Raw genomic sequence first — 12846 nt, forward strand, 5'->3', positions numbered from 1 at the left:
ACTACTCATCTCCTGACGATGTGTTTTTACTTCCAGCCTGCAATGACTTCGTAAAAAAGCCCGTCCTTCCGGTAATACGCTTCGGATTTGGAGAAGTTCAGGTAGGTCTGTGCATCTGCAAGCTGCTCTCCCGTCAAAATGACCTGGCGCTGCTTGTTCACATCGTCTCGATATTCGACGACGAGACTGACTTCTTCCGATTGACAATGTTGAATAAGTTCTTCTGGTGTAGCAAAGGTAATCCTCTTCATGCTCCCCCACCTCCTCCATCGTAATCATTCATTATAGCAGGGATTATGGCTATCTCCCATTGTTTCTCTCTCGCTTTACAGAAATGCTGCCAAGATCATCTGCCAATTGAGTCGCCGGAAAAATTTGCTGCGCCTCTGCCAACAAATCCTCCATCGAAAAATCTCCCTCTTCATCTTCATAACGCGGACTGAAGTGAGTCAGACACAGTTCTTTCACGCCCGCTTCTTTGGCAATTTGAGCCGCCTCGCGTGCTGTGGAATGTCCGCTTCTGATCGCCAGCTCCTTGTCGTGATGGGCGTAGGTCGCTTCGTGAACGAGCAAATCTGCCCCTTTTGCCAGCTCCAAAACAGCTTGGCTCGGCTCCGTATCTCCACTGAAGACGATTTTGCGTCCTGGCTGCGGCTCTCCAACGAAGTCCTTCCCGTCCAGAACACGACCATCCTCGAGCGTGACCTGTTCTCCTCTCTTCAAGACTCCAAATAACGGCCCTGACGGCACCCCGGCCTGCTTTGCCAGTTCTACTTGAAATGCTCCTGTCTTTTCCTTTTCCATCACGGCATAAGCAAACGAAGGCACGCGATGCTTCGCCATTCGACAGCTCACCACGATCTCTTCGTCCTCGTAGATTACGCCCTCACTGACGATTTTTATTTCCAATGGATATTGCAAATGAACCGGACTTGCCTCCATGACAGCTCGAAAATATCGGTCGAGTCCCGGTGGTCCGTACAGCTCTAACGGAGTCGGTTCGGTATTGCGCAAAGACCGGCTCGCAAGCAGTCCGATCAGTCCGTACAGATGATCCCCATGCAGATGGGTGATAAAGATTTTATCCAATTGACTAATTTTCATCGGTGCTCGGAGTAGCTGGTGTTGAGTCCCCTCACCGCAGTCAAACAACCACCATTTGCCTGCCTGTATAAATCGCAAGCCTATCCCACTTACGTTTCTTCGCGTAGTGGGTGCACCTGATCCGGTGCCTAAAAATGTAACGATCACGCTATGTCCATCTCCTTTGTGGCCTTCCCTCATCATGTGCCTGTCTCTATCTCTAGGCATTCACCCTTTTTTGTCTGGGCGCATAGCCTACAACATACAAAGCCTAGCAAGGAGGGACTCCTAATCATGAAACGATTTTTGGCGCTGGGGCTGGCCGCTTTTCTCGCTATGACGGCTGTATTGACTGGCTGCTCCAGCACTCCCGAAAAAATAAGAATTGGTGAAGTGACTCGTTCTTTGTTTTACGCCCCGCAATATGTCGCACTTGAAAAAGGATTTTTCAAGGAAGAAGGACTGGAAGTGGAGCTCTCAACCATTCCCGGCGGAGATAAAGTGATGTCGGCTCTGTTATCTGGCGGTATCGAGGTCGCGCTCGTCGGCTCCGAGACCAGCATATACGTCTCTCAGCAAGGTGCTGCTGATCCAGTTGTCAACTTTGCGCAGCTCACGCAGACGGACGGTACCTTCCTCGTTTCCCGCACCAAAATGGATGACTTTACTTTCGACAAGCTAAAGGGCAGTGTCTTCTTGGGTCAACGCAAAGGCGGCATGCCGCAAATGGTCGGAGAGTATGTACTCAAAAAGCACAATATCAATCCGCAAGGCGACCTGGAACTGATTCAGAATATCGAATTCAAAAATATTGCGTCTTCCTTCGCATCTGGTACTGGAGAGTATGTACAGCTGTTTGAACCGGAAGCCTCCCGCTTTGAACAGGAAGGAATCGGCCATGTCGTCGCCTCTTTTGGCAAAGAGAGCGGAACCGTTCCCTACACCGTCTTTATGACAAAACAAAGCTATATAGACAGTAACGCAGCAGCTATCCAAAAGTTTACCAATGCGGTCTACAAAGGGCAACAGTGGGTTGCCAGCCACAGTGCAAAAGAAACGGCTGATGTGATTGGCAAGTACTTCGAGCAAATCGAACCAAAGATTCTGGAAACTGCTGTACAGCGTTACCTGGAACAAGGCTCCTATGCGACAGATCCCATTCTGGACGAAAAGGAATGGAACCAGCTACAAGATATTATGGATTCCGCTGGTGAGTTAAAGCAACGCGCTGATTACACCAAGCTCGTAAACACCACTTTTGCTACCCAATCCAAGGAAGGGAAATAGGCCGTCATGAAGCAGATTTCTTCTACGCCGGCAAAAATAGAACTCGGCCACGTGACCCATCTTTATTTATCCACGACCAGGGCGTTCATGGCGGTCCAAGACATTAACCTGCGCGTGGAGGAAGGCGAATTCATTTGTCTGGTTGGTCCCAGCGGTTGTGGAAAGACGACGCTGCTCTCACTCATTGCAGGGCTTGAGAAACCGACAGCAGGCAAGGTGTGGATCGACGGAAAAGAAGTCAACGGAACGTCTAGGCAAGTAGGCTACATGCTTCAGCAGGATTATTTGTTCAACTGGCGCTCCATCGAAGACAACGTGTTTCTCGGACTCGATATCCAAGGCATCCGTACGAAAGAAACAGAAGAGTACGCCCTGCATCTGCTGGATGAAATGGAATTGTCTGATGTGCGCAAATCCTCTCCCATGCAGCTGTCAGGCGGCATGCGGCAACGGGTTGCACTCGTCCGAACACTCGCCTGTCAACCTGATGTGCTGTTGCTTGACGAACCATTTTCGGCATTGGACTACCAGACCAAACTCAAGCTCGAAGACTTGATCTTTTCAACGTTGCGTCGGCATAAAAAAACGGCAGTCCTTGTGACACATGATCTTTCCGAATCAATCGCGATGGGTGATCGCGTTTATATCTTTTCACGCAATCCGGGACGCATCAACAGCGAGATTGTCGTACCCAGCCCGATTCGGGATGCTCTGCCATTCGACGCCAGAAATCATGATGGATTCCAAGACTTATTCCATCGTGTGTGGAAAGAGATGGAGGTAGTATCTGATGCAGCCAAAGGAAATTGAATCCGTCCATCGTCGCTACTTGCAGCTAGAAAAGCGTATGAGCTTTTCGGTCTTTTCCACACAACTGTTCCTCTTTCTCGTTTTTCTCGGCTTATGGGAGCTCTTGGCTCGAACAAACACCATTAATGCACTCATCTTCAGCTATCCCTCCAAGATTTGGGCTCAATTTTGGTTGCAGCTGCAAGATGGCAGTCTTCTCCCGCATGTCGGCTTGACCGTATGGGAAACAATTATCGGCTTTCTCTTAGGAACGATTCTAGGAACCGTCATGGCAACGATCATATGGTGGTCCCCTTTTCTCTCCCGCGTACTAGAGCCTTATCTGGTTATTGCCAACAGTATGCCAAAGGTAGCGCTCGGTCCGGTTTTCATCGTCGGCTTTGGTCCAGGTTTGCTCTCTGTCATAGCGATGGGGTGCGCGATCTCGGTCATTATCACCACGATCAACGTCTACACCAGCTTCAAGGAAGTCAATCAAAACTACGTCAAAGTCGTGCAAACACTCGGGGGGAGCAAACGGCAAATCTTTACGCTCGTCATTTTGCCTGCTACCATCCCAACCCTTCTCGCAACGCTGAAGGTGAATGTCGGACTTTCGTGGGTGGGCGTCATCGTCGGAGAGTTTCTCGTATCCCAGCAAGGCTTGGGGTATTTGATCATATACGGCTTTCAAGTGTTTAATTTCACCCTGGTCATGATGAGCTTAGCCATTATCGCGGTTATCGCTACCCTGATGTATCAAGGCGTAGCCTATATAGAGCGGCGGCTCACCAGCCAGTTCAAATAGATAGCTTCTAAAAAACGGTGCCAACCATCAACCGGGGATGATTGCATCGTTTTTTCGTGGACCAACATGTTTTGACGAGGTTAGGGGGCGACGATCTCGACCTTAATTCTATCTGGGTCCTCGAAAAACAAAGCGTAATGCCCTTCGCCTCCAGCATGCGGATGCCGATCCTGATAAAGCAAAGAGATTCCGCGACGAGCAGCTTCTTCCCGCAGCTTTTCCACATGTTCTCGATCCCGTGCGTAGAATGCCAAATGATTCAAACCGACACGACAACGATGATACGGAATGTCGAGGAATCGCTCTTCTGCCTGGACAAAAACCAGATAGGTACCGTTCTGTTTCCAGCTTACCCCACTCGCCCATTCTTGATATCGCGTATAGCCCAGCTCCCCCTCCAGCAACCAGCCCCAAAAATCTTTGGAGCGCGCCAGATTAGAGACATACACTTCCACATGATGCAGCATCGCACAGTCCCCCTTTTTACAGAAGAAAAACGCCCGACAGCGAATTGCCGGGCGCTCTAGCTATCGATTTACTTCCAAAACTTCCACTTGCTCTTTTTCGTCGTCGGATCGTCCATTTGGCTCTCTACGACTTTCTGTTGAGCGGCTGCTTCTGCTTCGAGCGCTCCAGGTACTCGATTCAGGAAGTGATCAACCATAGGCTTGTAGTTGTCTGGCAAATGCTCTTGCATATTTCGCAGGATGAGGATTGCCTTTTCCATTTGATCGGTCGCCAACAGAGCGTTGGCATAGTTGAAGCCTGCATACGGATACGGGAAATGCGGCGTCCAGAACTTTTCACAAATCTGAATCAACTGATACACATAACCCGCTTGTCCCAATTCACCTGTCACAGTCATGACGACCTCAAAGCGGTCTTTCGCTCCTTCAATCGCTACTGTGTACCATTTCATCGCATTCAGGAGGTCCTCCTCCGTCAAAGCAAGACGAGCCAGCTGTAGCTGTGGTCTCCAAGCGCCTTCTTTACTTGCCAGCGCCTCCAGCTGCCCTTTCAGTTCATCCTTTTTCCCTCTTTGCAAGAAGCTCTCGACAAACATGTTCAAGCCATTTTCTTGATTCGGGTCTTTGTGCAGACCTGTATGTAGGGTCTCGAACGCTTTTGGCTCATCTCCCTCAAACGCGAAGATTTTTGCCAAATTGGTGCAAGCCGTACCTGAGGACGGGAATCGTTCCAGACAATCTGTCAGGATTTTTTTAGCGCTTTCAAACTCTCTCGCCTGCATGTGAACCACTGCACGAAAAATGAGAGCAGACTCGATTGGACCGTATAATTCGAGAAGCCTGTCGGCAGCGACAGCGGCTTGCTCATGAAATTGACCCTTCACCAACTCCATCGCAAAATCGCGAAGCTTATCTTTTTCATCCCAGTACTTATCCAGATTTTGCGGAATTATTTTTTTCTGGTAATCCTCTCGGGACATATCGATGGTTTGACCAAGCTCATTGGTAAACGTCACAAATTCAGACATGAAACAGCCTCGCTTTCATTTCCTCACAAAAGTTTCAAAAGAACGATTCTCCACACAAAGAAAACCGCCAATTAGATCCATGCTTTGATATTTACTTTACGGATAAATTCCTCCATTGATTCCTTCGCGGGTTCGTCATTTGCCTCTTCTGCATCTTCCATGCCCATCAGTTGTCGAAACAGTGCTTCGTTCCTTGTCGCCAATGCAAAATCAAGTAAAGCCTCATGCGAGATGCGATTTGCTTCTTCCTCCAGCAATTGCTCCTCCAAGGCAATATCCTCTTCTACAACAGCGATATGCTTATCAATTTTCGGTATGCGTAAAACCCAGGAAAATGCGCTGTCCGGATTGCGGTCACGAGCAATCAGGTAACCGTATTCACCCAAAGGCAAACCTTGCTCGAAGGAGTCGGCTACAATGACGACGCGTTGTCCAAGCTTGAACATGAGCGTCAACTCCCAATAAAGATTAATTCTAATCATACTAAATTGTATGTGTTCTTGGGAAGAGCAAACCCCAAGGATAGGCAAACGCACAAAAAGTTTGTTGCCCGAACCAAAATAAGGTACAATTTTTACTAGTGAATGGATATTGGTAATGAGGTGTACAAGGTATGGGTGAAATGTCTACAGGGTTTTCCCTGTTTATCGTTGGCTGGACCATTGTTCTCGTAAGTCTTATGGCGATTGGCGGGTATTTCATGTTCCGCAAATTTCTCAAGTCCATGCCCAAGCAAGACGGAAAATCTGACTTGGATTGGCAGGATCATTACATTGATCAGACACGTTCACTCTGGACAGATGAGGGTCTGACTTTGCTCAATGAATTGGTTGATCCTGTGCCACAGTTGTTTCGTGATGTTGCGAGACGTTCCATCGCAGCGAAAATCGGCCAGATCGCGCTGGAAGAGAAAGCAACCATCATTACAACAGATTTGATTGTAAAAGGGTACATCGTAGCAACCCCCAAACGTGACCACAAATGGCTCATTGCCCACCTGAAATCCAAAGAAATCGACTACACGCCTTATGAGAAATATTTGAATGCCGAGGGGTAATTGAAACTTCCTGTGGGGTCATCCGTAAAAAAGGTAAGACCTTTTTGGCAAGGAGACGATGTGGATGTCAGTCCTACTCACGATTTTGGGGATCGGTTTCGTTATTTTGATCGTTGCGATTGTTATTGTGGCGGTCCTCTTTAAGAAAGGCGCCCGGTTCTTGTGGAAAATGACCGGACGTGGCTATCGCAAGTATAGCAGCAGTGATTACCGATATCGGCCTTTATGGAAGATGGGGCATCGAACATACGGGCATCGTCACTATCGTCGCAAATATTCCAGCCATAGTGGATTTTTTAGCAGCTAACGGTATTAAATTGAGAAGGCACTCAAACTCGTTTGAGTGTCTTTTTTGTGTGGAAAAATCGAAGTTCGGATTTTTTAAAACAACTGTTCTAAAAAACAAATTGAACGATACACTAAACTGTAATTAAATGTAAATCAAGGAGTGGGAGAAATGTTGAAAAATCAGCTAAAAAAATGGGTTTGCCTAGGTACAGCTGTTTGCGCGTTAACTTTTGGTTCGCAAGCAGCATTCGCCTCTGATGGATGGGGTGATACGAGAGAGCAAGCCATTCACTTAGGTCTTGGTGCAAGTTACAGTGATACACTTCAGGACTATAATGATGTCGACTGGTACTATCATCAAAACAATTCAGGTTCTCAAAAATCGGCTGCGATCATTTTGCAATCCCCGCCAAACGAGAATTATAATTTATTGGTCATTCAAAGAGATGCCCAAGGATACGAATACACGACTGACTTAGCGAGTTCAGGAAATGGCGGGCAAGAATGGATGATATTTGGGATCAATCCGGGAACGAAGGTGTGGTTCAAAGTTTATGGAAATACCACCTCTGACAATGATCGCTATAGTAACTACAGGATTGAATTGAGAGAACACTAAGGAAGTTCCCCCAAAAAAGCAACAAACCTCCAAAACCACAAGACTCGTGGCGCTGGAGGTTTGTATTATTTAAGCATCACTGCTTTTTTTGTTTACGTTTTGCGGCCCTCCAGATACTCCACCCGATACCAGGAATGCCATGACTTCAGAGCTTTCCGTATCAAGCAGCTGTACCTGATCGTTCGGAAACAACAGGAGATTTCCTGCAAAATTGTACGACTGTGGCAAATAGACCGCTACATGGTCTGTGAGACCGAAAGAATCGAGGCTTTCCTTTGTAATAAACCCAATGGCCTTCGCATTTCCATCCTTGGACAGCGTCACGAGCACCGGCTTGTCGAAGCTCTTCTTCTCCCCTACAAACGCACCGATCAAATCCTTGATGGATGTATAAATGAGTTTGATAAACGGCACTTTCTCAAAAACGGTGGACACGAGCGAAAGCACTCCGCGTGTCAGCACATTGGATGCAAGGAAACCTACAATCGTGATGCCGAGTATGGTCAAAAGGAAGCCAAGTCCTGGAATTTGTAAATTAAACCAGTTGTGGACCAGCAGATAGAACCAGTTATCCACGGTCGTGAAAATCCAGTATAAAATATAAATCGTCACTGCCAAAGGAATGACAAACAATAACCCCTCTAAGAAATAGCGAATGAAACGCTTCATCTCTCTTCTCCTCTCTCCTAACCACCTTACCGTAATTATTGTACCTGATTGGATTGCCATCTGCTATGATGAAGAAAAAAAGAGAAAGTAGGGAAATTCATGCAAGCACTTGTCACACCTCAATGGCTCAAGGATCATCTGAACGATGAAAATTTGGTGATCGTCGATTGTCGTTTTGCTTTAAGTGCTTCTGAAGCAGGTGCAGAGGAATACACGAAGGATCATATCCCGGGAGCCCTCTACTTTCATCTGAATCGTGACCTTTCTGGCTCCAAAAGCGAGCATGGTGGACGGCATCCTCTACCAGATACGGATCTGCTGGCAGCCCATTTTTCAAATGCGGGAATCGATGCCAACACAACTGTCATCGCCTACGATGATCAGGAAATGGCGATGGCAGGACGGCTATGGTGGCTGCTGCGATACCTTGGTCACGATCAGGTAGCTGTACTCGACGGCGGATACGCTGCTTGGAAAAAGGCTGGCTATGAGGTAACAGCAGAAGTCCCTACTGTACAAGCTCGTCAGTTCGTCCCCCATGTCCGCCACGACATGCTGATTGACATGGAAGGTGTCAAAAAACGCAGCGAGCATACTGTTTTGCTCGATTCTCGTGCGCCAGAACGCTACCGCGGCGAGAACGAACCCATTGACGCAAAAGCAGGTCACATACCCGGGGCACACAATTTCTTTTACAAGGACAACCTCACTCCTGATCAGACGATGCTTCCGGCAGACGAGCTGCAAAAGCGTCTGGCTCCATACGCTGATAAAGAATTGATCGTCTATTGCGGCTCAGGTGTGACAGCTTGCTCCAATTTGCTCGCTTTCCATGCTGCCGGTCGAACAGATGTGAAATTGTATCTGGGCAGCTGGAGTGACTGGAGCTCGTATCCTGATAATCCGGTAGCAACAGATGTTGAATAATAGATAAGGAAGCCTTGCCAGATGTGGATTTGTGGGCTATACAGGTTACCCCGAGGTGGACTGATGTATAGCCCCTTTTGAGTTTTCAATCCTTTGGGTGACCAATGCATTGACCTGCTTCTGTTACCCAGATAAAAATTTTCCATAAAAAAAGGGAAATAGTTCCACTTGTCGAACAATGTAATTAAATAGGACGATTTGACTAGAAATTATTTATAGATAATTAGTAAGGATGGGGCAATTTATGATATGGGAAAGTGAACAATCACTTGTTGATCACTTTATAAAATTAATTTCAAAAGACAAATCTATAAAAATTATGCGTGAAGTAGAAACAAACTTTGGAAGACCCGATATTTTATTGGTCGAGTATAATCAAAAAATACTTGAACAAAGGCTATCTGAACACAAAGAAACATTTGAATTCACAAAAATAATGGGTTACTTATTGGCTTATTTATCGGATAAAAGATGGGTGAAAACCCAAACAATAAAGAAATCGTTCTTCACAAGTGAAGTTAAGGTTGAAAAAACAATTCATAATCTTAGCGAACTAGGATTAGTTGATTACAAAGAAGATTCAGGTTTGGTCAAACTGAAAAAACGGAGTGAAATACTAGTAGTAACAAACATTCAAGCTTACGAAGCAAAGTTATCCAAGTGGAAATATGCAATAGAACAAGCAGAAAGGCATTTATGGTTCACTGGATATTCGGCTGTACTCCTTCCTAATGTATCTCCTTCAATACTTAATAAGACAATAAATGAATGTAATAGCAAAGGACTAAGTTTAACACTGATGTTAGATCAAAACACTGTCACAACAATTTTGAAGCCACAAAACAAAAGTGTAATAAACACACCTTTATTATGGCAAATAAATGAACAGGTAGTGCAGGAGGCATACAATGATAGAAAAACTCATCCAACATTGTGAATCTTTTCTACCCGAAATTCAGGGGCTACAAAGATTTGACTCTGGCGGACAAAAAGTTGTTTTTTTAGGGAATCATGTCATTCATGGTTCCGTTGTCCTTAAACTTATAGAGATCAACTCTGATTCTTCGGGTAAACGTGCCCTTCGGGAAATGGAGATTGCCTCTAAACTTGTCGGAAACAATTTTGCAAAAGTTTATGGTTATGGATCGTTTACTCTGGGAAATCAGGAGTTTATGTACATAATTGAAGAGTATATTGATGGAATCAACTTAAGAAAACATCTTATTATGGTTGGTAAAATGAACTTTACAGAAGTTCTAAAACTTGGATGTAGCTTACTGGAGGCATTAAAAACTATTCATAGTGAAAATTTAGTGCACAGAGATTTAAAGCCCGAAAATATTATTCTGTCTACCGAGAAAATAGTAGTAATCGATTTTGGTATAGCTCGAGATTTGGAAAAACAATCATTAACTGCAGATCTTGCATTTTTCGGTCCAATGACAATTGGTTACGCTGCACCGGAACAAATAAAAAATCAAAAGAGGCAAATTTGCAATAGAACGGATTTATTTACGTGGGGAATAATTATGTACGAATGTTTAATGGGGGTAAATCCTTTCAGAATAAATTCAGATAGTAGTGAAATTATTTTAAAAGATACTATTACATATAACCCTCCCCTTTTGTCGTGTGACCATCAAGATTTCTCTCATATTGTACATACTTGTCTGAACAAAGCAATTCATAGACGACCTCCCTCAGCAGGTCACATTTTAGAAACTTTAAAAATAAGGGGGATATCTTCATGAGCTTCTATCTACAGCAGGGGTATGGTATGACCCAGATCAATCAGGAATTCTCAAAAAAATACAAGGACAATCTCGGCGTAATTCTTGCTCCAAGAGCACTTCAAGTTTCGACTGATATTAGTAGATTAGAAAACCATTCAAAGCAACTTAAGAAAAATGGTACTAGAATATTATTTGATCCTCAATTCTATGTTCCGGGCACAAATTTGGAAAAAATCATAAAATTCCCTTATTTCAAAAACCTCGCATTTCAAACCATAGAATTTAACAAAAATCATGCTGTTAAATTCTGTGAGGAAGTAATTGATTATCAAGTAAATAAGATGTTAGTAGATGACATTATTTTACCTAACCGCTATATTAATGCAATTACTACAGAATGGCTTGAAATGCAAGAAATATTTATAGAAAGTTCACTACATGTGAAAGGTAACAAAAAAACATACTTAACACTCGCTTTGGGACCAGATGTTGTCTTAAATACTGATACTTTCGATGAACTTATTGGAAATTGTGTGAACTACAATGTAGATGGATTTTATATAGTTTTAAAATCACCAAGCAATCTATACTTAATTGACAATGAAGCCTACATCTACTCTCTTCTTGATGCTTTTCTAAGTTTGAAGCTTGCCGGAAAACAAATTATTCTTGGTTATGCAAATCAACAATCTTTGATTTATTCTGCCGTAGGTGTTGATTTTATTGCTAGTGGAAACTTTAGAAATGTAAGATCGTTTAATCCAGACATTTTTGCAGAAGTGGATGATGAAGAGGATGAAATACTTCGACGAGGTACTTGGTACTATGATGGTAATTCTTTAAGTGAGTTTAAAAAAGAGCAACTTTCTTTAGCATATAAAAGAAATATTAAAGTGTTTGGTCCTTCATGTGAATATTGCGAGCCACTACTAACCGCACTTAACCCCGCAATAGTTTTGTGGAAAGAACCCTCTGCTTTCAAACACTATTTGCTTGAAATAAGAAGACAATGGAATTCTTTAATGTCTGTTCATGCAAGTAAAAGAATTGATACAGTAATAAAGTTATTAGACGACACTTCTAATCACAATAGTGTTCTAAAGGAAAAGGGAATCAAACTAGGCTCAAGAGGTTTTACTGATAAGATCATGGATGCCACTTTCACTGCACTTACGGCGATTAAAATGGATAGAGGGCTAGACATAAGTCAATTAAAATAATGTGAAAAGCCTCAAGCTTCCCTATTTTCAAATGAAGCAGGAAGGTTGAGGCTTTTAAAAATTGATGTTAAAGAGTTTTGAAAACAATCCGTTCTATAACTGCTGCTTTACTGGCTTATTATGTCTACCCCAAATTGCTGCAGGACAGCCATAGCCTATTCAAAGAAATATAGGCAAACTGGAAACCCATTCTTAATCTGTACTATCAATCCATACTCGTTGTACTTAGTCCCCTATTTTTATGCTTTCCCCCCTAACCACAAGGCGGCGCTTCTTGAGTACCTCTATTGTTGCTGTGGTATAACCATCATTAGAATTGCTGCTGCCGTCTTCCGTTCATAAAAAATTGTCCGAAAACCTCCGCAATTATTAGACCTCTGGAAAGATATCCTTCCCGTTGTCAGGTCAATTCTTTCCTAAATGGATTCATCAGCTACACTGCTCCTCATCCCAGTAATCGCTGCCAGCTTAAAGATGAGGCGAACTGACTGCTCTTTGCAACCTAAAGCAACTGTTCGTTTACATCAGTCTACTTCTTTTGTCAAACCTCTTTTTTTTGATAACTTTAGTGATTTGCCAACGCAATAATGTTTTTTACCAACCCTATTCGCCTGCAGTTTCAAGCAAGCGTCATAATTTAGTATTTATTAACGTCAATGGTCGTTTGCGTCGACAAACTGTGTCAATTTAACCAGCTTTTAATGCCTAAGAAAGATATTAATCGAAAGTTAATAACAACTATAGGGCTTAGATTTTTAATGGAGAATGTTCATTCTTTTCTCTTTGTACCAAAAAATGGATACAATAGACAACAAAGTTGTGAAGGGGATGATCAGTCGAACAATGTCGAACGATTGTTAACCAAATATAC

16 protein-coding genes are annotated in these 12846 nt (G+C 43.9%); 10 read left to right on the forward strand and 6 right to left on the reverse strand.

The window, feature by feature from the left end:
- Nucleotides 1-26: 26 nt before the first annotated feature.
- Both EL268_RS18245 and rnz read right to left on the reverse strand, forming a co-directional pair.
- Nucleotides 27-251 (reverse strand): hypothetical protein, encoded by a 225-nt coding sequence (locus tag EL268_RS18245; protein WP_106652844.1) that lies wholly within the window; start codon nt 249-251, stop codon nt 27-29.
- A 49-nt stretch (nt 252-300) separates the two neighbouring features.
- Nucleotides 301-1251, reverse strand: coding sequence for a ribonuclease Z (rnz, locus tag EL268_RS18250; protein WP_106652843.1), 951 nt, complete (start codon nt 1249-1251; stop codon nt 301-303).
- Nucleotides 1252-1377: 126 nt separating this feature from the next.
- Between rnz and EL268_RS18255 the strand changes: the two genes are divergently transcribed.
- The 3 genes from EL268_RS18255 to EL268_RS18265 are packed head-to-tail and all read left to right on the forward strand — an operon-like array spanning nt 1378 to nt 3967.
- Nucleotides 1378-2370: an ABC transporter substrate-binding protein gene (locus EL268_RS18255; protein ID WP_106652842.1), complete on the forward strand. Its 993-nt coding sequence runs from the start codon at nt 1378-1380 to the stop codon at nt 2368-2370.
- Between the two features lie 6 nt (nt 2371-2376).
- Entirely contained in the window at nt 2377-3180 is an 804-nt protein-coding gene (locus EL268_RS18260; protein ID WP_106652841.1) for an ABC transporter ATP-binding protein, read from the forward strand.
- Nucleotides 3161-3967, forward strand: a complete 807-nt coding sequence (locus tag EL268_RS18265) for an ABC transporter permease (protein ID WP_106652840.1) — start codon at nt 3161-3163, stop codon at nt 3965-3967. Before EL268_RS18260 ends, EL268_RS18265 begins: the two co-directional genes overlap by 20 nt.
- Nucleotides 3968-4047: 80 nt before the next feature.
- Here the strand turns inward: EL268_RS18265 and EL268_RS18270 are convergent, their stop codons facing one another.
- The 3 genes from EL268_RS18270 to EL268_RS18280 all read right to left on the reverse strand — a co-directional run bounded on the left by EL268_RS18270 (nt 4048) and on the right by EL268_RS18280 (nt 5908).
- Nucleotides 4048-4434 carry a VOC family protein gene (locus EL268_RS18270; RefSeq protein WP_106652839.1) on the reverse strand — a complete coding sequence of 129 codons (387 nt, stop codon included), beginning with the start codon at nt 4432-4434 and terminating at the stop codon, nt 4048-4050.
- A 68-nt stretch (nt 4435-4502) separates the two neighbouring features.
- Nucleotides 4503-5462: a tetratricopeptide repeat protein gene (locus EL268_RS18275; RefSeq protein WP_106652838.1), complete on the reverse strand. Its 960-nt coding sequence runs from the start codon at nt 5460-5462 to the stop codon at nt 4503-4505.
- 71 nt (nt 5463-5533) lie between these two features.
- Complete coding sequence (locus EL268_RS18280; RefSeq protein WP_012685928.1) at nt 5534-5908, reverse strand: hypothetical protein; 375 nt, start codon at nt 5906-5908, stop codon at nt 5534-5536.
- A gap of 167 nt (nt 5909-6075) precedes the next feature.
- Here EL268_RS18280 and EL268_RS18285 point away from each other — a divergent pair, with 167 nt between their 5' ends.
- The 3 genes from EL268_RS18285 to EL268_RS18295 all read left to right on the forward strand — a co-directional run bounded on the left by EL268_RS18285 (nt 6076) and on the right by EL268_RS18295 (nt 7426).
- A complete protein-coding gene (locus tag EL268_RS18285) occupies nt 6076-6519 on the forward strand; it encodes a DUF2621 domain-containing protein (protein WP_106652837.1) in 444 nt (147 codons plus the stop codon).
- 64 nt (nt 6520-6583) lie between these two features.
- Nucleotides 6584-6826 (forward strand): hypothetical protein, encoded by a 243-nt coding sequence (locus EL268_RS18290; RefSeq protein WP_106652836.1) that lies wholly within the window; start codon nt 6584-6586, stop codon nt 6824-6826.
- Between the two features lie 150 nt (nt 6827-6976).
- Entirely contained in the window at nt 6977-7426 is a 450-nt protein-coding gene (locus EL268_RS18295; RefSeq protein ID WP_106652835.1) for a hypothetical protein, read from the forward strand.
- Nucleotides 7427-7495: 69 nt separating this feature from the next.
- On the opposite strand, the gene EL268_RS18300 is transcribed toward EL268_RS18295, so the two are convergent.
- A complete protein-coding gene (locus tag EL268_RS18300; RefSeq protein WP_106652834.1) occupies nt 7496-8095 on the reverse strand; it encodes a DUF502 domain-containing protein in 600 nt (199 codons plus the stop codon).
- A gap of 99 nt (nt 8096-8194) precedes the next feature.
- Here EL268_RS18300 and EL268_RS18305 point away from each other — a divergent pair, with 99 nt between their 5' ends.
- The 4 genes from EL268_RS18305 to EL268_RS18320 all read left to right on the forward strand — a co-directional run bounded on the left by EL268_RS18305 (nt 8195) and on the right by EL268_RS18320 (nt 11975).
- Nucleotides 8195-9022, forward strand: a complete 828-nt coding sequence (locus EL268_RS18305) for a sulfurtransferase (protein ID WP_106652833.1) — start codon at nt 8195-8197, stop codon at nt 9020-9022.
- Between the two features lie 244 nt (nt 9023-9266).
- Nucleotides 9267-9959 carry a hypothetical protein gene (locus tag EL268_RS18310; protein WP_106652832.1) on the forward strand — a complete coding sequence of 231 codons (693 nt, stop codon included), beginning with the start codon at nt 9267-9269 and terminating at the stop codon, nt 9957-9959.
- Entirely contained in the window at nt 9931-10773 is an 843-nt protein-coding gene (locus EL268_RS18315; RefSeq protein ID WP_106652831.1) for a serine/threonine-protein kinase, read from the forward strand. Before EL268_RS18310 ends, EL268_RS18315 begins: the two co-directional genes overlap by 29 nt.
- A complete protein-coding gene (locus EL268_RS18320) occupies nt 10770-11975 on the forward strand; it encodes a hypothetical protein (protein ID WP_197724030.1) in 1206 nt (401 codons plus the stop codon). Before EL268_RS18315 ends, EL268_RS18320 begins: the two co-directional genes overlap by 4 nt.
- The last annotated feature ends 871 nt before the right edge of the window (nt 11976-12846 follow it).

The organism is Brevibacillus brevis (assembly GCF_900637055.1).
Classification (GTDB): Bacteria; Bacillota; Bacilli; order Brevibacillales; family Brevibacillaceae; genus Brevibacillus; species Brevibacillus brevis.